Below are 26,243 nucleotides of genomic sequence, written 5' to 3'. Positions count from 1 at the left end.
GTCACGGGGCGTGACGTTGGGGTGTGTCGCCAGCTGGATGTTACTGACGAGCGCCTCCCAAGGGGCGCTCGCTGCGCAGTCGCAGGATAATATCATCAGCGCCTGTTCTGGTGTGTCGCTGCCGCCCTCAGTCGTGACCGACATCATGGCGCCAACGCTTGAGGATATTGTGGGGCCGATTGAAACCTATCTGAACAATGCCCTCAGTATTCTGGAAACGCCCTTCATCACCTTTCCCGATCTGTCCACCGATGTTTCCGGCCCCCTCGCCGATGCTGCTGCGGGAGACCCGATCACGCTTCAGGCGCTGAGCCTCAACGGGACGCTGATCACCTCGGCTGACGACTGTGTTGAAACAGCCGATGGCTACATGCTGGATGACAGCAGCGGGCTAGCCATTGGCGGTAACCGGATTTCCGGGCTTGGTGATGAGGGGCGGCTGGCGGTCAGTGGAGAGATCGACTCGATCGCCCTGGGCAATGGTGCGGAGACTGACGCCAGCGCCGCCGCGTCCATTGCAATCGGTACGGATAGTCTTGTGGGGGCGAGTGCGACGGGCGGCGTGGCCCTTGGGGCATCAGCCACGGTGACAGCCGCAAACAGTGTCGCCATCGGCGCCGGGTCTTCGAGCCTGCGGGGCGCGGTCGCATCCTACAGCGCGCCAGCGCTGACAGCGCTGCAGACATCAGTAGGCGAAGTCTCGATCGGCAGCGCTGGGGCCGAACGCCAGTTGACGAATCTGGCGCCGGGGTCAGCCGACACGGACGCGGTCAACGTCGCTCAGCTCACCCGTGTGTCGGACAATGTAGATCTCGTCTCGACCCAGGTCGGCACTTTGACATTCGATCTGACGGCATTGAGTGATATCAGCGTACAGTACACGGATATTACCCGGCGACAAATTGACCTTGGCGATGGTGTCAATCCTGTCACGGTCACCAATCTGGCCGATGGGGCAATCGCGTCAGGGTCGAGGGATGCCGTCAGTGGGGGGCAATTGTATACGGTCCGGACTGATCTCGATGATCTGACGTTACAAGTGGATGTGGTGTCGACGGATCTCTCAACGCTAAACACCGCGTTCGGCAATGTCAGCGACGATGTAGACCTGTTGAACGATCTCGCCGTGCAATATGTTTCGTCTGCCCGGACAGCCATCGTGCTCGGCGACGGTGTGCAGCCTGTGTCCGTTTCGAACCTCGCCGATGGGGCGGTAGACGCAACGTCCAGCGATGCGGTCAATGGTGCGCAGCTCTTTGCTACGAACAGTGCGCTGTCGGTCCTCTCCGGCGATCTGTTCGGGCTGACAGGCGCGCTGACGGCGCTGGATGATGTGGTCGTTCGGTATACGGATGCCGGGCAGACATCCGTCTTGCTGGGCGACGGGTTGGTTCCCGTCCGGTTGAATGGTCTGGCGGACGGGACGATCGGGGCGGGGGCCACGGATGCCATTACGGGCAACCAGCTCAATGCGCTCGGCCAGGATATCGCCCGGCTGATCAGTTCTTCGTCGACCTATGATGCACTGACAAATACGGTGTTGGCGCAGCTCGATTACGGCGGATCAACTTACACGGACGTTCAGTCCGTTATCGGTGAGATTGAAACCTACCTGTTGTCTCTGGCGACCACGTCGTCAGGAGGTGGTGATGGAGCGAGCCGCTATTTCAATTCAACATCCGTCGCCCCCGATTCCGAGGCGCGGGGAACGGACTCGACGGCTATTGGGCCCAGCGCCCTTGCGGATGCGGACGGTGCCATTGCGGCGGGCCGAAATACCAAGGCCATGTCGGAAAACTCTGTGGCCATTGGTGACGGTGCCGAGGCCCGGGACGGAAAGGCTGTGTCCATCGGCTTTGCCAACGTGGCGTCCGGCGACGGGGCCGTGGCGATTGGTGACCCCAACTTCGCCACCGGTGACGGCGCGATCGCGCTGGGTAAGGACAATGAGGCGACAGGCGCAGGGGCTGTGGCTCTTGGTAACACCAACATGGCCGTGGGTTCGGGCAGCCTCTCGATTGGTGAGTTGAACACGACGAATGGGGAAACGGCAATTGCCTTGGGTCGCATGAATATGGTCAGCGGAAATGGCGCTATTGCTGTCGGCTCAAATAACCGCGTGACCGGGAACCGCTCATTTGCCATGGGCTCAAACGTTCAGGTCACGTCCGATGACACGTTCGCGATCGGCAATGATACGCGGGCATCGGGGGCCAGTTCCACGGCGGTTGGTAATATGGCCGAAGCCAACGGTGAACGCTCGACCGCTTTTGGCGCAACAGCATCGGCCGATGGTGGATATTCGCTGGCCGTTGGCGACAACGCCGCCGCGCTGGCGCTTGAATCGACGGCCCTGGGGGCGCGCTCTACGGCGTCGGGTCTCAAATCCCTCGCGGTGGGGGAGCGGGTGCGCGCGACAGCAGATTTTGCCACGGCTCTCGGCACTGAGGCGGCGGCCCTTGATCTCTTCACTCTCGCGGTTGGGCAGAGCGCCCGCGCGGAAAGCTATGGCAGTACAGCATTGGGCTTTCGGGCGCTGTCGACCGCTGTCGGTTCTGTGGCGATCGGGCCTGGCTCCATTGCCTCATCGGAGGGGTCAGTTGCTCTTGGTGGTCTGACCGAAGCCAAACGCGGTGCACAGACCGATTATGTGGCTTTCGGGCTTGCCGGCCTGCAGCGCTCAGCATCTGAAGTGGCGGTCGGGCAGAATATCTCCTTCATCGGCCCCGATGGTCTGCCCACCCCCATCGCCGGGCGACAGATCACCGGTGTTGCCCCGGGCAGTGAGGGGTGGGACGCAGTCAATGTCGACCAGTTGCGCGGTATTGCGGAAATTCTCGGCCATGCACTGGCGACGGGCTTTGGCGGTGGCGCCTTCTATGATGCAGCCCTCGGCCAGGTCACCGGACCTGTCTTCACCATCAACGGCGCGGATTACGGCACGGTATCGTCGGCTCTCAACGCCATCACCGCGATGACGGGAACAGGGACAGGCACCGCGGCCGATAGCGCTTCGCCCCTTGGCGTAACCTATGACAATGGGGCACTGACCCAGCTGACGCTCGCCGGGACCAGCGGCACGCGCCTGACCAATCTGGCGGCCGGGCAGGTGCAGATCGGCTCAACCGACGCCGTTACCGGTGAACAGCTTTTTGGGCTGCAGCAACAGATCGGTGGGCAGAATGATGATATCGCCCAGTTGCAGAGCACGCTTGGGGCTCTATCCGCGCCCACCGGTCTGAACCCCATCACCTATGTGGATGAGACCGATGGCGCGACGCCGTCGGCTCTGACGACCAACCATGTGCGCCTGCAGGGCAATGGCGAAGACGCGGTGACGATCAGCAATGTGGCCGAGGGACGCGTCGCGGCGGGCTCTACCGATGCGGTGAACGGACAGCAGCTCAAAGAGACTAATGATCGTATTGATCTTGCGGCTCTGGCGGCAGAGACAGCTGTTGAGCAGTCCCGTCTCGCCGTCCGCTATGACAGTGATGATCGGAATTCAGTGTCATTGGGGACAGTGGGGCAGCCGGTCCGCGTCCGGAATGTTGCACCAGGGGTCGCCCCGACGGACGGCGTGAATGTTGCGCAACTCAATCAGGGGATGATGGACGCGGTCCATGCATCGATGGCGTATACCGATCAACGTGTCGCGCTCCTGACGAATGAGCTAGGCGACGTCCGCCGCCGCGCCAATGCCGGGACGGCGACAGCCCTGGCGGCGGCCAGCCTGCCCCAGGCGACCCAGTCCGGCAAAGGCGTCCTCGCCCTTGGCGTTGCCCATTACGATGGCCAGAACGGTATCGCCGTCGGTTTTTCTCGGGCGATGCATGACGCGCGCACGCTGGTCCGCGTGGGCGGCACTTATGACTCCCAGGGGCGGTTCGGCACCGCCGCCGGTGTCGGGTGGCAGTTCTGACGCTGTCTGGAAGACGTTGTATTCTCGTGCGAATTCGCGCCGAAAGTGTGCTCGCGTGACTTTGTCATTGCGGTGACATTTCCCGGTCTTCGCGCTATGTCCTAAAAATCGTCGCGGCTAGCGACTGCTATTCATTTCAAACGACATGGCCTTCGATGACATCAGACAAACAGTCGCTTGAAATTTCTCGACTTCAAATGTTCAGCAAGATCGCCCTGACGGTGTCCACGGGGCTGGACCTGCAGGAGGTCGTGCAACTTGTGACCGATACGGCCACGGAGTGGTCAGGCGGCAAGTTTGGCGCTTTTTTCTACAATGTCCTCGACGAGCAGAATGAGCTGATGCAGCTCTACACCGTTTCCGGCGCGCCGATCGAAGCGTTCTCGGTGTTTGACATGCCGCGCAAGACCGCCGTTTTCGCTCCTACTTTCGATGGCGTCTCCGTCGTCCGCTCCGACGATATTCGGAAAGATCCCCGCTACGGCAAGCTCGCCCCCCATTACGGCATGCCAAAAGGGCATTTGCCGGTGGTCAGCTATCTGGCGGTGCCCGTGGTCTCCGCCTCGGGCAAGGTGCATGGTAGCCTTCTCATCGCCCATGACGAGCCGGCGAAGTTTGATGCCGAGACCGAAGCGATGGTCTGCGCCATTGCGGCCCATGCGGCGGTGGCAATTGAGAATGCGGAGCTGATCAAGCAGGCCCAGCGCGAGGCCCAGTCCAGCCGGCAGGCCCAAGAGGCGGTGGCAAAGCTTGCCGCGATCGTGGAGAGCAGCGACGACGCCATCATCGGCAAGACGCTTGATAGTACCGTGCAGACCTGGAACGCGTCGGCGGAGCGTCTGTTTGGCTATTCAGCCGAGGAGATGATCGGTCAGCCCCTGACCCGCATCATCCCTGAGGATCGTCTGCATGAAGAGGACAAGATCCTCGAGAACATTCGCCGTGGCGAACGGATCCAGCATTTCGAAACAATCCGTCAGCACAAGGACGGCCATCTGATCCATGTTAGCGTCAGCGTCTCCCCCCTGCGGGATGCCGATGGCGTGGTCGTTGGCGCATCAAAGATCGCCCGTAACATCACCGCGCAGAAACTGGCCGCGGAAAAGCAGACCTTGCTGCTACGGGAAACCAATCACCGCATCAAAAACCTGTTCAGCGTGGTGGGCGGTCTCGTCAGCCTGTCGGCGCGCATGGCGGATTCAAAGGATGATCTGGCGCGCGAGCTGCGCCAACGGATCGGCGCCCTCGCGCTGGCCCATGACCTGACCATGCCGGATGTGACGGGCAGCACCTCAACCGGCACCTGCGCCACGATATTCGAGCTTTTGCGCGCGGTCATTGGTCCGTATGAGCATGAAACATCGCGCCTTATCGTGACGGGGGAGGATATGCCCCTTGCCTCGCGGGACCTCACGCCCCTTGCGCTTCTGTTCCATGAATTTGCGACGAACGCGGCAAAATACGGGGCTCTTTCGGTTGATGGCGGGCGGCTGCATATCCGTCTGCACAAGGAGGGGGAGAATGTCTGCATGAAGTGGACCGAACGGGGCGGCCCCGCCGTGACGGGCAAGCCTGAAACCACCGGGTTCGGATCAAAGCTGGAGCAGTTCACGCTGCAGGCGTCGCTCCGCGGCACGGTCGAACGGCACTGGGATGCCGAGGGGCTGACCATCGACCTGCGCTTCCCTTTGCCGCCCGTGCGCACGGAGGGGTAGGGGGCGCTCCTAAGAGGGCGGTGTGCGATCGCCCCTGCCGGGGCCCTCAACCGCTAAAATTGATCCCCCGGATCAATTTCCCGGCCGTTGGCCGGGCGCGTTGAAGTGGCGGACAGAGAGGGATTCGAACCCTCGAGACGGTTACCCGCCTACACACTTTCCAGGCGTGCGCCTTCGACCACTCGGCCACCTGTCCGTTAAGGAGGCACCGTTTGCCGTCACCGATCGGAAAATGCAAGGCATGTTTGGGCGTTGGCGGACAAGGTTTAGACTTTCTTGCAGGAAGGCCATCCCTGCGATAGGGTAACACAAAGGCAGGACAGGCGGGCGGGCATATCCAATGGCTATTTTTAGAATTGTAGCGTGGCTTCTGGTGGCTGTGGCGTTGATGCTCTTGGGCGCCGACGGCATTTCAACGCTGGAGGCGGGGGAGCCCGTGGTGCGCACCACGGCTGAAATTCTCAGCCTGCTCGGGCTTCAGATGACGCCGCCAGAAAGCGGTGTCATGAAATTTGTGCTGGAAGCGCCCATGTGGATGTTCTTCGGCATTGTCGGCATCGTGCTGACTCTGATCTTCCGGCCGATCGACTGATCACCTAATTTTCCAGACTATGATTGAGGGCGCGCGCGCATCGCAGGCCCCCTCTTTTCGTGCCTATTCCGCAGCTCGCGCCTGTGCCTCGGCCTCGGCGATCATGTCCTCGGCCATATCGTTGAGCTTGATATAGTCCACCTTGCCTGTGCCCAGCATCGGGATGTCGTCCACATGCAGCACGCGGCGCGGCAGGGCCAGTTCCGGCACCCCATGAGCTCGGGCCCAGTCTTTCAGGGTTTCCGGCTTCGGGTCAGGCTCTTCGGTCAGAAGAATGATCTGCTCGCCCTTCTTCGGGTCGGGCATGATGATCGCGGCATGGATGCTGTCGGGCCAGACAACGCTGGCACAGTTCTCGACCACGGCCAGGCTGACCATCTCACCGGCAATCTTGGCGAACCGCTTCTGGCGCCCGCGGATGGAGAGGTATCCCCCGCCGTCGATGTGGACGATGTCGCCTGTGTCGTGCCAGCCATCCTCCGGGACGATCAGCGCGCCGGATTGGTCGGGATCGATGTAGCCGGACATCACGTTGGGGCCGCGCACGAAGAGACGCCCGCCATCGGACAGGCCCTCGACCGGCTCGATCCGGGTTTCGATCCCGGGCAGCATCTTGCCCACCGTACCCGGGCGGATATCGCCGGGCTGGTTCACCGCGATCACGGGTGCCGCTTCGGTGGCGCCATAACCCTCAAGGACATTGAACCCGAACAGGCGCTTGGCCAGCGCACGGGTCTCGTCCCGCACCCGCTCGGCGCCACAGACCGCGTAGCGGATCGTTGCCATGCTGCCGGGCTTGGCCGACCGCAGATAGCGATGCAGGAAGGTGTCGGTTGCAAAGATGATCGTCGCGCCGTGCTTCTCGATCATCTCCGGAATGATCTTGGTGTGCAGCGGCGATGGGTATGGAATGACGGCCTTGCCGCTGAGAATGCCGAAGAAGATCCCGCCGGTCAGGCCGTAGGAGTGGAAGATCGGCAGCGGGTTGATGAAAATGTCGGTCGGCTCGAGCTCCACATGGTCACAGATCTGCTCGACATTTGCGCACAGATTTTGGTGCGAAAGGACAACGCCTTTCGGATTGCCTTCGGTGCCGGAGGTGAAGAGGATGACGCCTGGGCTTTCGGGCGGCGTCGGGCGACGCAGCAGGGCCGGAAACATCGTGCCCGCGCCGGCGCGCAGCTTGTCGACCTTTTTCAGGCTGTCCTTGATGTCCTCGAGATATTTGAACTCTGCCACATCGGACAGTGCCTCGACGAGATGCTCCAGTTGGGCAACCTCGATGAACTGGCGCGAGGTGATGATCGTCTTGATCTGCCCCACATCCAGCGCTGCGCGCAGCGCTTTCTCTCCCGCCGTGAAGTTGAGCATGGCGGGCACACGCGTATCCACGTGTAGGGCAAGGATGGCGATGACGCCGCCTGCCGTTGTCGGCATCATCACGCCGACATGCTCCCCGCGGGATGTGACCCGGCGGAACGCGTTGCCAAGCGCAAAGGCGCCCTGGACCAGCTGCTTATAAGTGAATGTCCGGCCATCAGGCTCGATCATCGCGACCTTGTCGGCGCCATAGCGCTTCTTCGCTTCGATCAGCTTGGCGATCAGCGTCGAGCGGGATCGTGACCAGATTTTGCGACGAGACTGCCGCGCTTCCTCCTGGCGACGGATATCGGCGGCGGCACGCTCGCGCTCATCAGCCGCATCGGCAAGGTGGGGCTGACCGTCTTCGTTCGCCGGCTCAGGCGTCACAGCATCGGTCATGGTCTTTTCGTCGGCCATCTTTTCCCCCGGCGCGTATATCGACGCCATCGTTGTGCTTGTTCGCGCGCCTGCAGGCTGTCGCCCTGCGGCAAACCGGTCTAGGGCATTGAGCCCTGACAGCGCAAATCTTTGTTCCAGAATGACAGTTCGTTTGTCAGATAAGATGTAGGGAAAGATCCAACGGTGTCCAGAAAACGTCCCCTTGTCCTGTCGCGATTGATGAAAGCGTGGATTGCGCTGGGGGCAACGGTGCTGCTTGGTCTGATTGTTGTTCTTGTTCTGCCGACCCCGGCGCCGCCGCAGGCCGAAATCATTGTCGACGTGCCGGAAGAGGCTGACCGCTATGCCGGTGCCGATCCGCTGGCGGGCGCGGGTGCCATGGCCGGCGACGATCCCGCCGCTGATGGGCGTGAGCCGCCCAGCATGCGGGTGCCGACGCCCGCTGTGCCGGACGAAGATATCCCTCTCTCACCCGAAGATGCGCTTGATCTGGCCGGGCCGGACGCCGTTATTATCACGGTGCCTGGGGATGGGGGCGCATCCAGACCGGCGAGGGGAACGACGCGTCTGCCGCCGCTCAGCGCCCGGTCCGACATGGTGGCGACCACCGCGCAGGGCAGAAAGCCAAAACTCGGTCCGGCAGGTGAAACGCCGTTTGAGACCTATCGGCATCTGGCCGCCTTAAATGGAAAGCCGGGGATCGCCCTTCTCGTGTCGGGGCTTGGCCCTGATGAAGAACTTGCGCGCCGGGCCATCAATGACCTGCCTGCAGAGGTCTCACTCAGCTTCGTGCCTTACACCAAAAATCTCGATGTGCTGCTGACGGAGGCGGTAGCAGCGGGGCATGAAGTGGTTATTGAAATCCCGATGGAGCAGTCCTCGGTCCCGCTCGATTCCCTCGGGCCAGCCGCCCTGTCGACCGAGCGGGCAGTGGATGCCAATGTGAAGCGCCTTGAATGGATCCTGTCCCGCGCGCCCGCCTATCCGATGGTCACCAACTATCTGGGCGGGACCTTCTCCACCCAACCCGCCGCCATTGGCCCTGTTCTGTCGACGATCAAATCGTCGGGCCTTGGCTATATCGATGACACAGGCATGGCCGGCGCGATCGCCCAGCGGATGCAGCTGCCCTATGCGGCGGTGGCTCTCGTTATTCCGCCGGGCCAGTCCGGTCTCTACGCTCGCCTTGACGGCATGTTGGCCAACGGTCCAACAGGGCCAAAACCACCATTGGTCAAAATCTATGCCGGAGACGGCGGGCTCGATGACCTCAAGGCGTGGATCGACGCGCCGTCAACGCCTGCGCATCAGGTCCTCCCTGCATCTTCGGCCCTATCGCAAGGAAAGTCATGAAAGAGTTGCCGGAACTGTCGCACTACCGGCCAAATATTGGCATCTGCGTACTGAACAAGAAGGGCCAGGTCTGGCTGGGCCAGCGGGTGCCCCCTAAGAATGCCAATCGGGACCAGACCTATCGCTGGCAGCTGCCCCAGGGCGGCATGGACAGGGGGGAAACCCCTGAGCAGACAGCGCGGCGCGAACTGTTCGAGGAAACCGGCCTGCGCTCGGCGCGCCTGTTGATGATGACGCCGGGCTGGCTGGTCTATGACTTCCCGCCGGATTATCGCCAGCGCAAGGGGGATAAATGGCAAGGCCAGCGCCAGAAATGGGCGCTCATGCTGTTTGAGGGGGATGATAGCGAAGTCGACCTGCAGGCGGAGCCGCCCCAGGAATTCTGCGACTGGCGCTGGGCCGAGCTATCAGAAATTGCGGACCTGATCGTGCCGTTCAAGCGCGGCATCTACCGCGCGGTGGTCGAAGCCTTCACGCCCATGGCTCAATTCATCGCTGATCAGTATCGAGACTGAAACGAAAAAGGGGCGCCGATAGGGCGCCCCTTTTCACATCATTCTGACCGAGGTCAGTTCGACTGCTTGACCGTCAGGTTCAGCGTATCGAGCATACCGGCTGGGTTCTGCTCACCCATCGCCGCCAGCGAGCCGACCGTGACAGGCTCAGCAGGAGCAACCTTGATCTCCAGCGTGCCGCCTTCGTTCAGGAAGGTCGAAACGGCTGTCGCATAGTCCGGGATGCGCTTGGAAATCTGGCCGCCCTGAATGGCGCCCAGGGTGACGATGCCGGACGCCTGCTGGCGCAATTGTGCCGGATCGGTCCCGTTTGCCGCGCCGACAACCGCGAAGATCGTGTCCACGAGCTTCTCGTCTTCAAGCTTAAGGCTCAGACCCTTGATGGTGGTCGCCATCATGGCCGCTTCGCCATCGCCATCTTCGGCAACCATGGCATCGTAATCGAAATTGCCGACGTCAGCGTTCAGGTTCATGCCGAACAGATTGTCAGCATCGGACTCTGACCGCAGCGTGATCGATTTTGCCTTGGGATCGAATGTGTACACGAAGCTTGATTCGCTCTCGACCTTGTCGAAACCGTTTTTCTTCAGGACACTGCTGATCTCAGGGTTTTCGTCGCCCACATAGGCGGTGAAGTCCATCGTCTCGCCTTCGCTGACCATTTTGATCTGCTTGGGCATGAAGTGATAGAATTCGATGGGAGAGATCGCCGTCCGCTCAACGCTGGCGGCTTTCTTGCCATTGACCATGGAGGTCTGGTCGAGAATTTCCATGCCGCCGACGCTAATCAGATCCTTGGCCGAAACCGGAGGTGTTTCACCGGATTCAAGGTAGGGCAGCAGGCCAGCCACCGAGAAACCATCCCAGGTCATTTCGCCAATCGTGCCGCTGGCGTTTTTCGGGAAGATCAGGTTTTTCAGCGGTGAGTTCATGATCATCGCAGCGCCGCCGCCCATGGACGACATGGCCTGCTCAATTGATTCATCCGTCTGCGTGACATTGTAGCCGAAGCCCTTGGCGAAGAAGCCGCCGAACTTGCCGTTGCTGTAGCTGCCGAACCGCATGTCATCGGCCGTCATGCCAATGGCCTGACCACCCTGGACACCGGACATATCAACGAGCAGGCCCTTCATGGCCATGCCGTTGAACGACATCGACTTCAGCTTGTTGGCGATGTCGGCGCCCTCGGCCTCCATCTCGCCCTCTGCCAGCGTTTTCGACTTCAACTTCAGGCCGTCAAATTCCATGGCCGCGATCGAGAATTTGCCTTTGCCAGGCGCCGTTTCGGTCATCTCGCCTTCGGCGTTCCAGGTCGGCTCGTTTGGGATCGGGAAGTCAGCGGCCAGGTCGAAGACGCGGACTTTCTCGAACATGTCGGTCATCTGGGCGAGGGAGCCGCCGGATGTCAGCGTGGTGATGGCGTCATCGTTCAGGCCATAAATTTCAATCCGGCCGATCGACATCATCTCGTTTTCGCCAGCAGGCTTGACGTTCGTCAGGACCGTGGCGCCCAGCTTGCTGTCAAATTCAGCAGAGCTGTACTCAAGCATGTCGGCCAGACCGGTGGAGGTCAGCAGCGCCGGGACGTCGACGGGCTCGGCATCTTTCAGCATGAAAGGCTTGTCGAGCGGCGACGATTTGGAAACGGCCGCCGGCTTCGATACGGAGAGGTCAGCAGCGCTACCCTCGTCATCGGAGCCACAGGCGCTCAAGGCCAGTACGGCGGCGGCCCCCAAAAGGGCAGATTTCAGGGTGTTGTTCAGCATGTGTCTCTCCATTCCTGAGGCGACTCGTATCGAAAAGTGCGGGCGCCGTTAAGGGCGGATATCCCGCGCGAATTAATTTTTTTACCGTTTATCGGCATCCGGCTTCTGTCAAGGACGCTGATAGAAACCGTTTGACTGCTTCGGACTGCCAATCAACTACGCCGACAATACGGCCAATCTCGCAATTGGCTGTGGGATCATAGAGGATAGTGACGGGTTTCGCTGCATTGCGTCCGATATAGGTGGTCATCTGGCCGTCTGCATCGTGAAAGGTGCCAAAAACAGGCGCGGCAGGCCTAATTTGTGTCACCACAGCCACGCGAAGCGCGTCCTGATCAAAGGTCTGGCGCAAATCGAGAAGATCGCGGCCCGCTTCCTCGCACCCTTCGCAGGGACTGGGAGAGAACTGGACCAGCAGGCGTTGGCCCGCCAGGGATCGCAGGCTGACAGCCCTGTCCCCATCCGTCAGGGTCATCGCAGGGACGGGCCGAGGCGGGAAAGCCAGCTCAAAACCCTTTGGCGGGCGGACGTCACCGCCGGCGCTGACCGCCGCCGTATCAGGCGATTGCGATGCGATAACGAGAATGATGACGATCCACAGCCCGGCGATTGCACCCATGACGCGGATCAGCGTGCCGCGGGTCAGTAAATTCTGCAGGTCCATGGACGATTGATCCTCATTCTCAGTGCCTGCCGTCACTTGACGAAGGATAACGAGCCGCGCAAGCGACGGATATGAAAGCTGCCCTGATCCTTTTCGTCGCGCTTGCCGCCTGCCTTTCCGGCTGTGGCCGCAAGGCCCCGCTCGACATGCCGCCGCCGCCCGTAGACGCCCGAGCTGCAGGGTAGGCCCGTGGACCATTTCGCTTATGTCGACGGCACGCTGTGTGCTGAAAATGTGCCGCTGCCGGAAATCGCACGGTCGGTGGGCACGCCATTCTATGTCTATAGCACGGCGACACTCCGCCGGCATTTCGATGTTTTTGCCGAAGGCTTCGCCGGGACAGACACGCTCATCGCCTTTGCGGTGAAAAGCCTGTCGAACATTGCGGTCCTGTCGTTGCTTGGCAAACGCGGCGCAGGTGCTGATATCGTCTCTGGTGGCGAATTATTCCGTGCCCTGAAGGCAGGCATTCCGGCAGAGCGGATCGTCTTTTCCGGGGTCGGCAAGACCGAGCGGGAGATCGCCGACGCCCTCGATGCCGGCATTGGCCAGTTCAATGTCGAGGGCGAAGCCGAGCTGGCGGTCCTGTCACGCGTGGCCAGTGAAAAGGGCATGACAGCCCCCGTTTCATTCCGGATCAATCCCGATGTGGACGCCGGTACGCACGACAAGATTTCGACCGGACGCAAGGGCGACAAGTTTGGTGTGCCCCGCGCCCGCACGTTCGATGCCTATGCTCTGGCTGAAAAACTGCCCGGCATCCGGGTCCAGGGCGTCGCCATGCATATCGGTTCGCAGATCACCTCTCTTGCGCCATTTGAGGCGGCGGCGCGGTCCGCTGTCGAACTGGTGGGGACGTTGCGCGGCATGGGACATGATATCCGCACGCTTGACCTGGGTGGTGGGCTCGGAATTCCTTATGGCCGGGCAGCAGAGCCGCCACCCCTGCCGTCGGATTATGCAAAACTGATCCGCAGCGTGACAGACGGTACGGATATCCGCGTCATGCTGGAGCCGGGGCGCATGATCGTCGGCAATGCAGGGCTGTTCGTGGTCTCCATGCTCTATGCCAAAGATCAGGAAACGCGCACCTACGCCATTGTCGACGGGGCGATGAACGATCTGATCCGTCCCATGCTGTACGGCGCCCATCATGAAATCATGCCGGTGACGGAAAAAGACGCAGCTGCGACCAATTACGACGTGGCCGGACCGGTCTGTGAATCAACCGATCTGTTCGCCAGAGACGTCGCTCTGCAGGATCCGCAGCCAGGTGATCTGTTGGCGTTCCGCACGGCGGGCGCTTATGGCGCTGTCTCAGCCTCTCAATACAATACGCGGCCTTTGGTGCCAGAGGTGCTGGTGGACGGCGACCGTTTCCACGTCATCCGAAGGCGGCCGAGCTACGAGGACATTCTGTCTCTCGAAACGATCCCGGATCTGTCTGATCACTGATGAACCACAAAAAAGGGCGCTCCAATGGAGCGCCCTTTGGCCTTGGGAGGCAGGCCTTGGGGGAGAGGGTGAGACTTACTCAGCCTTAAGGAATTCCGCGCTGATCATGAGCTCGACTTCGTCGCTCACTGCAGGGACATAAGCACCAAGACCAAATTCAGAGCGCATGATGGTGCCCGTGGCGGTAATCCCGAAAGCGTCGATGTTTTTCATCGGGTGCTTCTTGGCGCCATTGAGGGTGACGTCGAGCGTGACAGGCTTGGTGACGCCTTTCAGGGTCAGGTCACCGGTCAGGGTGCCGTTCTCGGCATCGGTCATCGTCAGGCTGGTCGATTTGAAGGTGATGTCGTCATACTCGGCGACGTTAAGCCAGTCTTCGCCGGTCAGGTGGCCGTTGAACACTTCAACGCCGGTGCTGACAGAGCTTGGGTCGATATCGACCATCAGCGTGGATTTCGTTGGATCATCGGCGACGAGCTGTACCGTTGCGTCAACATCAGTGAAGCTGAGGATCGGGTTCGACAGGCCCATATGGTTGTAGGTGAAGTTGACATAGCCATGGCTCTTGTCGATTTCATAGGTGCCGGATGCGATTGCGGCGAGGCCATTGGCCTCCATGTGGTCATCGGCTGCAAAGGCAGCCGCAGTGAATGACGTTGAGGCGAGGGCAGCGAGAAGAAGCGTTTTCATGGGTCTCTCCAAAAAGGCGGTCAGCGCCGTTGCGCTGTCATGCCATAAGGTAGTCGGTCTGCTCCGAAGAACCAGCCGCGTGCGGGGCATTCAGTTTTGCGCAACGCGCATGGATCAAGCTTCCTTGAGTGTCGGTGCAACCCGCCCTAGATGCGGGTCTTGAATTTTGAAGGGAGCCGGACCGTGGCCGTCATCGAATATATCGTATTCGCGTTGATCGATCTTTATGTGCTGATCCTGCTGGTCTCGATCATCGCCAGCTGGCTGATCGCTTTCGGCGTGATCAACAATAACAATAATGTTGTCCGCTCGATCCTGCAGACCTGTTATGCGCTGACGGAGCCGGCCTTGCGGCCGATCCGGAATCTGCTGCCCAATATGGGCGGCATCGATATATCGCCGATCATTCTTTTTATCGCTTTGCGAGCGCTCAAGATCGGCCTGAATACCTACATATTTTATCCCGCCATGAATCGGGGACTCTAAATCATGACAGCCACGCTGATTGACGGGAAAGCCATTGCTGCCCAGCTGCGCGTGCGCGTCGCCGAGGCGGCCAGCGCGCTGAAAACGCCGCTGGCCCGCGCGCCCGGACTGGCCGTCATTCTCGTGGGGGAAGATCCTGCCAGCCAGGTCTATGTCCGCAACAAGGCCAAGCAGACCCGCGAGGCGGGGATGGAAAGCTTTGAGTTCAAGCTGCCGGCAGAGAGCGCGCAAGAGGCTGTTGAGCGCCTCATCCAGGACCTCAATGCTGATGATCGCGTGGACGGCATTCTCCTGCAGCTGCCGCTGCCAAGCCATCTGAACAGCGACGCGGCCATTGCCCTGATTGATCCTGAGAAGGACGTAGACGGCCTGACCGAGGTCAATGCTGGCCGCGTGTTGCTCGGTCGGAAGGGACTCGTCGCCTGTACCCCGCAGGGCTCCGTCATTCTTGCCAAGAGCCATCTAGGTGACCTGAGCGGCAAGCATGCGGTGGTAATTGGTCGGTCGATCCTTGTGGGCAAGCCGCTCTCCATGCTGCTGCAGGCGGAGAACTGCACCGTCACCATGGCGCATTCCCGGACGAAGGATCTGCCTGATATCTGTCGTCAGGCGGATATTCTCTGCGCGGCTGTAGGTCGGCCAGAAATGATCCACGGCGACTGGATCAAGCCCGGTGCCACGGTGATCGATGTGGGGATCAATCGCGTCGACGGCGAGGGCGGCAAAAGCCGTCTGGTGGGCGATGTGGCCTTTGACGAGGCAGTGGAAGTCGCCGGAGCGATCACCCCGGTGCCCGGCGGCGTCGGGCCAATGACCATCGCCTGCCTGCTGCGCAACACCGTCCTAGCGGCGGCACGGCGGCATGGTTTGGACGATCCGTCGGTTTAGCGGTTGTAGAAGTCCCGGAACCAGTGGACGAAGCGGTCGAGCCCCTCTTCAAGCCCGGTTTTCGGGTCATAGCCAAGCTCTGATCGCGCGCGGCTGATATCCGCCCAGGTCCGCTCTACGTCGCCTTGCTGCATAGGCTCGAAAATTTTCTCAGCGTCCAGCCCCAGCTTGTCCTCAATGGTGGTGACGAGGGTCATCAGCTCTTCGGGATTGTCATTGCCCAGATTATAGATCCGATGCGTCGGCATACCGTCCGGCACCGCCAGTGGGCGGTCATACGCAGCCAGAACGCCGGTGACGATATCGTCCACATAGGTGAAGTCCCGGCCCATCTTGCCCTGATTGAAGATGCGGATCGGCTCGCCTTTCAGAATTTTGTCCGTGAACATCCAATAGGCCATGTCCGGCCGACCCATGGGGCCATAGACGGTGAAAAACCGTAAGCCCACCAGCGGCAGGCCATATAGCCGCGCATAGGACTGGGAAAGCAGTTCGTCTGATTTCTTGGTGGCGCCATAGAACGATACGGGATCGTCGGTGCGATCCTCCTCGGAAAACGGGGTCTTGGTGTTTCCGCCATAGACCGAGCTTGAGGAGGCATAGACGCATTTGACCTGCAGGGCGCGGGCCAGCTCCAGCACTTCCGTATGGCCGGTCAGATTGGCCTTGGCGTAGGCGCGCGGATTGTCGATGGAATAACGGACACCGGCCTGGGCGGCGAGGTGGATGATCCCGGTGGGGGTGACGGGCAGGGCGGCGAGGGCGCCGTCGGCAATATCGCCTTCGACGAAGGTGAACGCCTTGTTCTCCCCGATATTGTCCAGACGGGCCCGTTTCAGGGCCGGGTCGTAATAATCGTTGAGGCTGTCGACACCGATGACCTGTTCTCCGCGATCGAGAAGGGCCTTGACGGTATAGTGGCCGATAAAGCCGGCGGCGCCCGTGACGAGGATGGCCATAACGTTATGTCCCGAATAGACGGTCAGAAGAAACTCAAGGCGGCGGTTTGCCGGAAAGTTCCCTGAAAGGAAACACAAGAGGATGGTACCGACCCCTGATACGGCAAAAGGCCTTAAAATCGGCCTTCTGGGTGGATCATTCAATCCGGCCCATCAGGGGCATCTGGACCTGACGTCGGCCGCCCGCCGTATTATAGGGCTCGACCAGGTCTGGTGGCTGGTCACGCCGCAAAACCCCCTCAAAGAAGCAAAAGACTACGCGCCGCTGCCGGAGCGCCTTGCCGGCGCGAGGGCGGTGGCGGGGGGCCGACCATGGCTGCGGGTGACCGACATCGAAGACAAGATGGGCACGCGCTACACGGTGGATACGCTCAAGGAACTGACGAAGCGGTTTACCCAGAGCCATTTCGTATGGCTGATGGGCGCTGACAGTCTGGCCAGTTTTCATCGCTGGCGGCAGTGGGAGCAGATATTGTCGACGATGCCTGTGGCGGTGATCAGTCGTCCTGGACATGATCTGGCGGCGCTGAAAAGCCCGGCGGCGCGGGCCTATGCGGGCTACCGAATGCGGCCTGACGCGGTGGCGCTCTTGCCGCTGTCCGCGGCGCCTGCCTGGGCCTTCTTGCCGATTGCTCATAATCCGATCAGCTCGACCGCGCTAAGGACATCCAAACAGACCCTTTAGATAAGGTTTCATCGATGCTATATTGGCTTGGTCTTCACTGTCGAAGACGCATTTTTGGAGGTAGGATCTGCACGTTCAGTCCTTTGGCGGCGCTCAGGAACGCGCCGCAACGATGATGAATTCACTCAACAACGAAACAGCATCGTCAGACCCACAGGAAATCCTGTCGCTTGTTCTTCAGCGCCTTGACGACGATCAGGCTGAGAACATTGTCAAAATCGATCTTGAAGGCAAATCCGATGTCGCCGACGCGCTGATTATCGCGTCCGGGCGCTCGCAGCGTCACGTCGGGGCGATGGCAGACAAGATCCAGCGCGAATTGAAAGAAGCCGGTTACGGCAAGGTGGCGGTCGAAGGACTGCCGGCCTGTGACTGGGTATTGATTGATGCCGGCGATGTAATCGTCCATCTCTTCCGGCCTGAAGTTCGCGGGTTTTATAACCTTGAGCGGATCTGGGCCCCGGAAATCTTCACGACGGATACGACCAGCGATTTTGCGCCGCAGACCGACGCCTTTGGCGACGCGTCGGAGGATTAAGGCTGTTTGGCCTGCATTTAGCGGTCGTGGGTAAGGATGCCCGCTCACCGCACTCTCTCCTGACGGATCAATATCTGGGCCGGGCGCAGGACCTTGCGCGCGGCCTTGGCATTGATGGGCCTTCGCTCAGCGTTGTGGAGGCCCCGCGTGCGCTGTCGGGCGTTGCGCGGCAGGACAAGGAAGCCTGGTTGCTCCTGAACGCCGTGCCGCAGCAGGGGCCGGTGGTCGTCCTCGACGAAGCGGGCAAGAACCTTTCGAGCCGGGAGATCGCAGCGCTGATTGAGCAGCGGCGTGATCAGGGGGCGCCGGCCATGACATTCTTCATCGGCGGCGCAGACGGATTCGTGTCCGATTTCCAGGACCGGCTCGCAGGCCGTCCGGTGACCAAAATCGCTTTCGGTCGTGCCACCTGGCCGCACATGCTGGTCCGGGCAATGATCGCAGAACAATTGTACCGCGCCATGACTCTGTTAACTGGCCATCCCTATCACCGGGATTAAGGTAAACAACGCGTCTGTCGGCGCAACGGAGCCCGGCAGGAAGATGGTGATGGGTCTGAGACGGTATCTGGTGTCATTCATGCTGATGGCGGTCGCGGCGCTGACATGCGCTTCGGCGCAGGAAGGGCAGACGGCTGAAGAAGCTGAACGCCTGCGCCGGATTGAAGATCAGATGCGCCAGAATGCGCGGGACGCGGCGGCACTGCGCGAGAAGACCGAAGCTGCAGAACAGGCGCTGGCCAATCTGAAATCCAGAATCGTGACCATTGCCGAGAGCCTTCAGGATGCTGAGGGCCGAGCCACCGCGCTTGAGGACAGTCTCGCCTCCCTGTCGGCGGAAGAAGAAATTGCAAGCGCAGACCTCAAGGCGCGCCAGACGGCGATGAGCAATGTTCTCGCCGCGCTCCAGTCCCTTGAACGTTCTCGCCCACCGGCGCTGGCGGTCTCTCCCGACGACGCGACGGATGCTGCGGTTGCCGCCATCGCCCTGTCTGCCGTGACGCCGGAGCTGCAGGCGGAAGCCAAGGCGTTGCGCGAGCAGCTTGACCGCATTGCCGACATCCGCGCCCGCCAGGCACGGGAGCGGCAGGAACTTGATCGCACCGAATCCGCCCTGTCCGAACGGCGGCGGCTGCTGGAAGACGCCCTGAGCCAGCGCGAGGCGGCCCATGCCCGGGACCGGGCGCGACTGGCACAGATCGAAGAGGAAGATCGCAAGCTGGCGCAAGAAGCCACAACCTTGCGAGACCTGATCGCAGGCATCGCAGCACGGCCAAGCCGCGTGGTGCCGCGGCCTGAGGCGCCAACCGGTGGCCCGGAAATTTACGCCAATCTTCCAAGCCGCTTTAGCGCGGCGTTGTCCGCCCTGCCGCTGCCCGCCGCCGGGCGCATCACATCCGGTTTCGGCGTGACCCAGGAGGGCGGTGGCCGGTCCGAAGATATCACCCTGTCAACGCGGCCGGGCGCCATCGTCACGGCGCCCTTCGGCGGGCGCGTTGTGTGGGCTGCCCCCGTGGGGCGTCTTGGAAATATCGTGATCATCGACGTTGGAGACGATTACCGCCTGGTGCTGGTCGGACTTGGCACGCTGGACGTGACGCGTGATGATGTGGTGCGCGCCGGTGAGCCTTTGGGCAGTATGGACAGAGGTGGGCCGGGTGCGCTTCGTTTTCAGATCCGCCGCAATAATGTTCCCATCAACCCCGCGCCATGGCTGATTTCTTCAATACGCTAGCCGCCTGTTAACCTGACGTGACTTTCATGCCACAGCGCCGAATCGGGCTTTGCTACAAGTCTCGCGACATGCCACATTAAACATCAACGGATTTAAGCTACCGGACTTATTTATGACCATTGAAAGCCACCGTTCCGCCCGCCTGTCGCCAAAACGCTTTAAAGGTGCGGGGTCAGTTTCTGCACTGGCAGCTGCGGCATTGGCCGGGAGTGCTGTCACCGCTGCGTTTTTGACAGCCGGTTTCGCGCGAACGGGCTTCAATGCTGAAACGTTCCGCCAACTTGATCTGTTCGGTGAGATTTTCGAGCAGGTGCACGAGAATTACGTCTCGGACCCTGACGACAAGGTTCTGATCGAGGGTGCCATCAATGGCATGCTGACCAATCTCGATCCGCATTCGAGCTACATGCCGCCCGAAGATTTCGACCGGATGCAGGAGCAGACCCGCGGTACTTTCGCTGGTCTTGGGATCCAGGTCTCTCTGGAAACCCAAGGCGCCGGCAAGGGCCTTGTGAAGGTGATCTCGCCAATCGACGATACACCGGCCGCCCGCGCGGGTATCGAGCCGGGCGATCTCGTCTACGAAATCGACGGCGAAAGTGTCTTCGGCATGACGCTCGATGATGCCATCGGCCTGATGAAGGGCACGCGCGGCACGTCGGTACAGCTGAAAGTGATCCGCGAGGATGTTGGCGAGCCGCTCGAATTCGATCTCGTGCGTGACATCATCACCGTGAACCCGGTCGTCTCCCGCATGGAAGAGGGTGACATCGGCTATGTCCGTCTGACCGGCTTTACGGCCCAGACGGACCGCAAGATGCGCGAAGCGATCACGCAGCTGGAAAGCGAAGCGCCGAACGGTCTGAAGGGGATCGTTCTGGATCTGCGCAACAACCCAGGTGGCCTTCTCGATCAGGCGGTCGCCGTGTCCGATGCTTTTCTTGAAGGCGGCGAGATCGTCTCCACGCGTGGTCGCCGCACGAAAGATTCGATGCGCGAGGTCGGTGAGCAGGATCAGATGGTCAAGAATGTGCCCATCGTCGTGCTCGTGAATGGCGGCTCGGCATCGGCCTCCGAAATCGTGGCCGGCGCGCTGCAGGATCGAAATCGCGCGCTCCTTCTGGGGACCAAGACCTTTGGTAAGGGATCGGTGCAGACCGTGCTGCCGCTGCAGAACGGTCTCAATGGCGCCCTTCGTCTGACCACCGCGCGGTATTACACGCCGTCGGGCCGCTCGATCCAGGCGCAGGGCATCGTTCCTGATATTGTCATGCCGATCACTCGTCCGGGTCAGGACACGCCCGATCAGCGTCGCCGTGAAGCCGACCTGCGCGGCGCTCTCGACGTGACGACGGACGAGGCCAAGCCCGATCCGGAAGTGGAGAAAGCACCAAGCACGGGGCCAACCACTTCCCAGCAGATCCTGCTCGACGGTCAGAAGGATCTGAAAGCCAAGGAGCAGGCTGAAGAGAACGCGACGGCCCTGTTTGTTGAGCCAACGGAATGTCCGCTTGAAGAAGACTGCCAGCTGAACCGTGCGAAAGAGCTTCTGATGGATCGTCAGACCTATGGTCAGCTTCTGTCCGATGCGCGGCTGATTGAACGCTGATCGGCGATCACATTCGGCAAAAATCAAGGGGCCCCTTCGGGCCCCTTTTTCGTGGTCCTGCCGTCCTTGAACCGGCGGCCCTCTGCCTTTATCGCGACTGGCTTTCCGCCAGCGGTGAAGAGGTGCGGGACTTTCCGGTCAAATGCCAGAGGCTGAGCCTCGGACTGGCCGCGGCGACCGAGACCAATGTGGTCGACGTGTTCCTGCCGCTGAAAGGACTCACGCCTACATACCGGGCGTCGTGGCCTTGGCCTTTGGTTTCTGCATCAGGCCGACATCGGGCTCCGTTGTCGGAATGCCCATGCGCGCTGCCTCATCGCGTTGGGCCATCAGCTTGTTGCGGTATTTCGACTGCACCACCGACACGCAGACGATCACGAAGATGACGAAATAGAAGCTGGCCTTCGACATCGCCTGAACCTCGTATCCGAACAGCTCAAGATGGGCGAGGTGACCGCCATCCGTCACCAGCAGCACGCCAACGACCAGCAGGATGAACAGACCCAGGACCTCATAGGCGCGGTTCTGCTCAAGGAAGCGGGCCACATGATCGGACAGCCACACCATCATTACTCCGCCGATGATGATGGCCGTGGCGACCAGCAGGAAGGTGTCAGACAGGGCAACCGCGGAAAGCAGGCTGTCAAAGCTGAAGACCAGATTCATGATCACGATCAGGGTGATCGCCGAGGCTACCGACCGCTTGTCCGCGGTTTCGGAGTGTTCGAGATGGTCGACGGACAGCATGTGGAAGATTTCCTTGATGGCCGTCCAGATGATGAAGGCACCACCGAACAGGGTCACGATCGCACGGAACGTGACTTCAGCTTGGATGACATTGCCCAGATTAATATTGAACAGCGGCTCCCCCAGCGCGGAGAACAACAGGAGGATGCCGAACAGGAGGATGATCCGAAAGCCGATAGCAACAAGGATGCCCATCCGCCGGACAAAGCGTTGGCGGCTCGCCTCGACCCGACGGCTCTCAATCGTGATATAAAGCAGGTTGTCGAACCCCAGCACCGCCTGAAGCAGGATCAGCATCAGAAGGGTGAAGAAATTGGAGACCGTAAACAGGCCGTCGAGGGAGAAAATATCGGTCACGCGCGCATCCTGAGTTTGTTCGGCTTCTGCGCTCCCCTGCTATAGAGGCATGCGACAAAACGCCAGACTGCCCCATGACTTAGTCGCCACGTTCGGGTCGACAACCGCAACGGTCCGCCGCGCGGCCGCCCGATCTTCTCAATCGCAGGTGGAAGAGGTTCAGTCGGCCCGCTCGATCGCGTCGATGACATCGGCGAAGGAGACGAATTTGAAGTTCTGGGTTTCGGCCGGGTCTGTATTCACGTCATCCTGGCCGACCATCAGACCCTTGGGGAAGTCTTCAGTCACTACGGCCGACGAAATCTCGATGCCGTCCGTCCCGGACACGCCGTCGACGCCCGTGCCGCTATCGATTGCGAAACTTCCCAGATAGCGTGACCCGTCGCGGCGGAAGACCGCAAATTGCGATGCGCCCTGAACCGACGCCACCAGATAGCCGCCCAGTTCATCACCCTTCCAGATGGCGAGCCCTTCAATATCCTCGACAAGATAATCCGCCGTCATCTCCGCGATCAGGACCGGTTCGGGCACGGCGGGGGTCAGCGGCATGCGCCAGATGCCGACCGTTTCCTGCGCAATGAAGGCATGTCCATACTCATCATCGATGACGCAGCCTTCCGCGATTGAGCCGAAGTCATGCGAGTGGCGCTGGACGAAGTCTGTCTCACTGTCGATCTGCCATACTCCGACCTCGCCGGTCTTGGACGTCGCAAGGGCCAGCATGCGGTCGTCGACGCGGCCGATGCAGATGCCATAAATTTCATCAAACCCTGACGGAATACGTGCTTTCGGCGCCGGATCGATGAGGCCGGTTTCGGGGTCCATTTTCCACAGGACGATCGCATTGTCGCTGCGGTCGCTTGTGACCACCAAGACGCCCATCCCGTCGCTGAAGGGAAAATCTGTGCGCAGATCAACATTGTTTGGACGCCCGGACAGGAGCTCCTGCACGATATCACCATTGATATCATAAACGTACAGGCCACCTTTCTTCTGGGTGCCGATGATGCGCGTCTGGGCCGGGTCAGCAGGAACATAGATCGCCGGGTCGTCCGCTGCGTCTCCGTCGACGCCGACCGCGGGCGTCTCCATCCGCGCTGGTACGGATCCTAATGATGGCGCGGGTGCCTTCGCCGCACAGGCTGCCAGTGCCAAAAACAGAAATGAACCGTACACAGTGCGCATTTGAAATTCCCGATAACCCAGTTTTTTACTGTGATGCGTTAAACACATGTTTGGCAGAGGGGATAGTGGAGATCAACAAAATGTGAACTCGTCGCAAGACTGTCACACAAAATCGCTAGGGGACCGATCCCAGGGGTAACCGTGAAATGGGACTTGGGATCATGAAGAAATCGAATTGGTGGATGGGTTGCGCAACTGTTGCGCTGGTCTCCGTCGGTCCGGCCGCCGCGCAGTCAGATGACGAGCGCGCGCCGCAAAATGTTGATGAAATTGTTGTTCAGGGTACGATTGGTTATCGTGACCTGTCTGAATCCATTGCGCCAACGCTTGAATATGACACCGATTATTTTCAGCGCTTCGAACCCCTGACGGCGGGCGATGCCCTCAAGCGGGTGCCATCGGTTGCCTTTGTCGGTACTGATATCCTCGAAGCCGACCAGGCGCAGTTGCGCGGTCTTGGCGCTGGCTACACGCAGATCCTGATCAATGGCGAACAGGTGCCGGGCTCCGGCGACGACCGCACGTTCTTCCTTGACCGTATTCCGGCAGAGCTGATCGAGCGCGTCGAAATCATTCGCAGCAGCTCGGCCAGCCGGTCTGGCGACGCGGTTGCCGGTGCACTGAATATCGTCCTGCGCGATGGCTACACGCTGGATGGCGGCTATGTCCGCGCTGGTGCCATGCACTACCCCGACGGCCGGGTGCGTGAACTTCTCGGCGCCGTCTATGGCGGCGAGGCGGGTCCGGGACGCTTCATCGTGGGGGCAAACATTCAGGGACGTCGCAACCCGAAGATCAAGGAAAGCACGCGCCTTGAGCCGAATGACGATGGTGACGCATTTGAATTCGACAATCGCGAATATCAGACCGACACCCGTAATGGCACGGACTATTCTGTCAATGGCAGCTACCATGTGCCGGTGTTTGGCGGCGATCTCGATCTGTCGGGTTATTATGTCCATACGGACCGTTTGCAGGACGAAGATTCCTGGGAATATGGCGACGAAACAAGTATCGATCCGTCAGACCTGCTGACCTACAACATCAACGACCAGGATATCGTGCAGGACAATTATTCTGTCCTCGCCAAGTTCAAACGCGATGCGCTTGGTGGCCAGTTCAAGGTCAAGCTGGGCTATGCCGAGTTCAAGGATGATATCTATGAGTTTGAGATCGAATCCGATGTCGAGGATATTGCCGATGGCCTCGATGAAACCTCGATTGAGGGGGAATCGGTTTTCGAAAACCGTACGGACGAGGAGCTGACGGCCCGCTTGGCTCAGGAATGGAAGATGGATAATGATCTCAAGCTCGAGATCGGCGTCGACTTCAAACAGAAAAAGCGTGACACGGACATTCGTGAAAGCAAGGCCGAAGGCACACCGGCCTTCTCGACCCTGCCACCATTCGGCGTGGAGTTCGAGGATGATAATTATGAAGTGTCAGCCTACGAAGCGGTTCTGGGCGGTGTTTCGCAGATAGAAGAAAACCGGATCGATCCTTACATCCAGCTGAATGGCGACTATGGCCAGGCGACCAAGTGGGAGCTGGGCTTGCGGTATGAGACGACCGATCTTCAGATCGACGTGGCCCCCGAGGCCGCTGAAGAGAATGACGATGAAAGCGTTCTGTCCCAGAGCAACGACTACGGCGTGCTGCTTCCTTCCGCCCACGTCAAATGGGTGCTCAGCGACATGGACCGGTTCTCTATCTCTGTCGCGCGAACAATGCGTCGTCCGAAATTCTCCAGCCTCTCACCGGCGCTGCTTGATGGCGAACTGGGCGATAACGACTTCATCGGCAATCCAAAGCTCGATCCTGAAACGGCCTGGGGGCTCGACGTCGGATACGAACGGTCAATTGGCGAATACGGGGTGTTCGGCATCAACGTCTTCTATCGCGATATCCAGGATCTGATCGAGACTTATAATACCGGCGCGCCAAGCCTTGAGGCGCTGGATGATTATGACGACGATATTGAGGATGCCGAGGAAGACGGTCTCGTCGTCGGCGATGCCGGCTACCCCGTCTTCGATCCGGACAGCTACCTGTTCTCTGTACGGAACACAGGCGATGCGACCGTCTGGGGGATCGAGTTTGACCTGTCGACGCCGTTGACGGCGATTGGCCTGCCCAATACCGGTCTCTTCGCCAACTACTCCTATCTCGACTCGGAAGTCGAAGATGAAGTCGGCAAGCGCCGCATCAACGATCAGGCGGAATTCGTCTTCAACGGCGGCTTCATCCACGACATGCCCGATCTGGGGGCCTCGTTCGGCGTCACCTATCGCGAGCAGGGCGATGCGGTGAACCGTGTGGTCGCTGAGGAAGTCCTGATCCAGTACGGTCCCAATCTTGAGGCATTCGTCGAAAAGCGCTTCGGCGAGAAGTTCACGCTGCGCCTTGCGGGCCAGAACCTTCTCGACGAGAGCAAGGATGAGCGGTTCTACAAGTTCGACACGCTGGGCGATCAACTCTCCGGCGAGATCGGGGATTTTGACGAGCTTGAATATGAAACCGAAAGCGCAGGCCGTGTCTTCACGCTGGTCGGCCGATATGCGTTCTAGGATCAGCATTTCATGAGGAAAGCCCGGCCGATCAGGCCGGGCTTTTTTATTGTCT

At 60.4% G+C, this 26,243-nt stretch carries 22 protein-coding genes, 1 tRNA gene and 1 pseudogene; 16 read left to right on the top strand and 8 right to left on the bottom strand.

What is annotated here, in order from left to right:
• Positions 1-37: 37 nt before the first annotated feature.
• Both RUI03_RS13215 and RUI03_RS13210 read left to right on the top strand, forming a co-directional pair.
• Entirely contained in the window at positions 38-3,922 is a 3,885-nt protein-coding gene (locus tag RUI03_RS13215) for a YadA-like family protein (RefSeq protein ID WP_317287934.1), read from the top strand.
• Between the two features lie 155 nt (positions 3,923-4,077).
• A complete protein-coding gene (locus RUI03_RS13210; RefSeq protein ID WP_317287933.1) occupies positions 4,078-5,637 on the top strand; it encodes a PAS domain S-box protein in 1,560 nt (519 codons plus the stop codon).
• A 106-nt stretch (positions 5,638-5,743) separates the two neighbouring features.
• On the opposite strand, the gene RUI03_RS13205 is transcribed toward RUI03_RS13210, so the two are convergent.
• Positions 5,744-5,833 (bottom strand) — tRNA-Ser (locus RUI03_RS13205).
• A 144-nt stretch (positions 5,834-5,977) separates the two neighbouring features.
• Here RUI03_RS13205 and RUI03_RS13200 point away from each other — a divergent pair.
• Entirely contained in the window at positions 5,978-6,229 is a 252-nt protein-coding gene (locus RUI03_RS13200) for a hypothetical protein (protein WP_317287932.1), read from the top strand.
• A gap of 63 nt (positions 6,230-6,292) precedes the next feature.
• On the opposite strand, the gene RUI03_RS13195 is transcribed toward RUI03_RS13200, so the two are convergent.
• Positions 6,293-8,008, bottom strand: a complete 1,716-nt coding sequence (locus tag RUI03_RS13195; protein ID WP_317287931.1) for an AMP-binding protein — start codon at positions 8,006-8,008, stop codon at positions 6,293-6,295.
• A gap of 165 nt (positions 8,009-8,173) precedes the next feature.
• On the opposite strand from RUI03_RS13195, the gene RUI03_RS13190 reads away from it, so the two are divergent.
• Both RUI03_RS13190 and RUI03_RS13185 read left to right on the top strand, forming a co-directional pair.
• A complete protein-coding gene (locus RUI03_RS13190; protein WP_317287930.1) occupies positions 8,174-9,343 on the top strand; it encodes a divergent polysaccharide deacetylase family protein in 1,170 nt (389 codons plus the stop codon).
• On the top strand, positions 9,340-9,858 hold the full coding sequence (locus RUI03_RS13185; protein ID WP_317287929.1) for an RNA pyrophosphohydrolase: 519 nt from the start codon (positions 9,340-9,342) through the stop codon (positions 9,856-9,858). The genes RUI03_RS13190 and RUI03_RS13185 overlap by 4 nt, the downstream gene beginning before the upstream one ends.
• A 53-nt stretch (positions 9,859-9,911) precedes the next feature.
• Here the strand turns inward: RUI03_RS13185 and RUI03_RS13180 are convergent, their stop codons facing one another.
• Complete coding sequence (locus RUI03_RS13180; protein ID WP_317287928.1) at positions 9,912-11,624, bottom strand: hypothetical protein; 1,713 nt, start codon at positions 11,622-11,624, stop codon at positions 9,912-9,914.
• Positions 11,625-11,712: 88 nt separating this feature from the next.
• Positions 11,713-12,288, bottom strand: coding sequence for a hypothetical protein (locus RUI03_RS13175; protein WP_317287927.1), 576 nt, complete (start codon positions 12,286-12,288; stop codon positions 11,713-11,715).
• Positions 12,289-12,359: 71 nt separating this feature from the next.
• Here RUI03_RS13175 and lptM point away from each other — a divergent pair, with 71 nt between their 5' ends.
• Together lptM and lysA are read left to right on the top strand one after the other, a co-directional pair.
• Positions 12,360-12,473: an LPS translocon maturation chaperone LptM gene (gene lptM, locus RUI03_RS13170; RefSeq protein WP_317287926.1), complete on the top strand. Its 114-nt coding sequence runs from the start codon at positions 12,360-12,362 to the stop codon at positions 12,471-12,473.
• 4 nt (positions 12,474-12,477) lie between these two features.
• Positions 12,478-13,743, top strand: a complete 1,266-nt coding sequence (gene lysA / locus RUI03_RS13165) for a diaminopimelate decarboxylase (protein ID WP_317287925.1) — start codon at positions 12,478-12,480, stop codon at positions 13,741-13,743.
• Between the two features lie 75 nt (positions 13,744-13,818).
• Here lysA and RUI03_RS13160 read toward each other — a convergent pair whose 3' ends face one another.
• Entirely contained in the window at positions 13,819-14,433 is a 615-nt protein-coding gene (locus tag RUI03_RS13160) for a YceI family protein (protein ID WP_317287924.1), read from the bottom strand.
• Between the two features lie 183 nt (positions 14,434-14,616).
• Between RUI03_RS13160 and RUI03_RS13155 the strand changes: the two genes are divergently transcribed.
• Both RUI03_RS13155 and folD read left to right on the top strand, forming a co-directional pair.
• Positions 14,617-14,919, top strand: a complete 303-nt coding sequence (locus RUI03_RS13155; RefSeq protein WP_317287923.1) for a YggT family protein — start codon at positions 14,617-14,619, stop codon at positions 14,917-14,919.
• Positions 14,920-14,922: 3 nt separating this feature from the next.
• On the top strand, positions 14,923-15,807 hold the full coding sequence (folD, locus tag RUI03_RS13150; protein WP_317287922.1) for a bifunctional methylenetetrahydrofolate dehydrogenase/methenyltetrahydrofolate cyclohydrolase FolD: 885 nt from the start codon (positions 14,923-14,925) through the stop codon (positions 15,805-15,807).
• On the opposite strand, the gene RUI03_RS13145 is transcribed toward folD, so the two are convergent.
• Entirely contained in the window at positions 15,804-16,766 is a 963-nt protein-coding gene (locus RUI03_RS13145) for an NAD-dependent epimerase/dehydratase family protein (protein ID WP_317287921.1), read from the bottom strand. The two genes, folD and RUI03_RS13145, sit on opposite strands and share 4 nt — an antisense overlap.
• 82 nt (positions 16,767-16,848) lie before the next feature.
• Here RUI03_RS13145 and RUI03_RS13140 point away from each other — a divergent pair, with 82 nt between their 5' ends.
• The 6 genes and pseudogenes from RUI03_RS13140 to RUI03_RS14785 form a co-directional block, all read left to right on the top strand.
• Positions 16,849-17,451 (top strand): nicotinate-nucleotide adenylyltransferase, encoded by a 603-nt coding sequence (locus tag RUI03_RS13140; protein WP_317287920.1) that lies wholly within the window; start codon positions 16,849-16,851, stop codon positions 17,449-17,451.
• 115 nt (positions 17,452-17,566) lie between these two features.
• Entirely contained in the window at positions 17,567-17,989 is a 423-nt protein-coding gene (gene rsfS, locus RUI03_RS13135; protein ID WP_410795951.1) for a ribosome silencing factor, read from the top strand.
• Positions 17,905-18,489: a 23S rRNA (pseudouridine(1915)-N(3))-methyltransferase RlmH gene (locus tag RUI03_RS13130; RefSeq protein ID WP_317289652.1), complete on the top strand. Its 585-nt coding sequence runs from the start codon at positions 17,905-17,907 to the stop codon at positions 18,487-18,489. The genes rsfS and RUI03_RS13130 overlap by 85 nt, the downstream gene beginning before the upstream one ends.
• A 49-nt stretch (positions 18,490-18,538) precedes the next feature.
• The gene (locus tag RUI03_RS13125; RefSeq protein WP_317287918.1) at positions 18,539-19,723 is read left to right on the top strand and encodes a murein hydrolase activator EnvC family protein; all 1,185 of its coding nucleotides are present in this window, start codon (positions 18,539-18,541) and stop codon (positions 19,721-19,723) included.
• A 112-nt stretch (positions 19,724-19,835) separates the two neighbouring features.
• A complete protein-coding gene (locus tag RUI03_RS13120) occupies positions 19,836-21,332 on the top strand; it encodes a S41 family peptidase (RefSeq protein WP_317287917.1) in 1,497 nt (498 codons plus the stop codon).
• A gap of 65 nt (positions 21,333-21,397) precedes the next feature.
• Positions 21,398-21,547: pseudogene (locus tag RUI03_RS14785) on the top strand (AraC family transcriptional regulator); the annotation flags it as partial.
• 10 nt (positions 21,548-21,557) lie between these two features.
• On the opposite strand, the gene RUI03_RS13115 reads toward RUI03_RS14785, so the two are convergent.
• Both RUI03_RS13115 and RUI03_RS13110 read right to left on the bottom strand, forming a co-directional pair.
• On the bottom strand, positions 21,558-22,436 hold the full coding sequence (locus RUI03_RS13115; RefSeq protein WP_317287916.1) for a TerC family protein: 879 nt from the start codon (positions 22,434-22,436) through the stop codon (positions 21,558-21,560).
• Between the two features lie 159 nt (positions 22,437-22,595).
• The gene (locus RUI03_RS13110; RefSeq protein ID WP_317287915.1) at positions 22,596-23,621 is read right to left on the bottom strand and encodes a phytase; all 1,026 of its coding nucleotides are present in this window, start codon (positions 23,619-23,621) and stop codon (positions 22,596-22,598) included.
• A gap of 161 nt (positions 23,622-23,782) precedes the next feature.
• Between RUI03_RS13110 and RUI03_RS13105 the strand changes: the two genes are divergently transcribed.
• Entirely contained in the window at positions 23,783-26,188 is a 2,406-nt protein-coding gene (locus RUI03_RS13105; RefSeq protein WP_317287914.1) for a TonB-dependent receptor plug domain-containing protein, read from the top strand.
• Positions 26,189-26,243 lie beyond the last annotated feature (55 nt).

The organism is Parvularcula sp. LCG005 (genome assembly GCF_032930845.1).
In the GTDB taxonomy this organism is placed as follows: domain Bacteria; phylum Pseudomonadota; class Alphaproteobacteria; order Caulobacterales; family Parvularculaceae; genus Parvularcula.
This window is presented reverse-complemented; position numbering and strand designations above follow the sequence as displayed.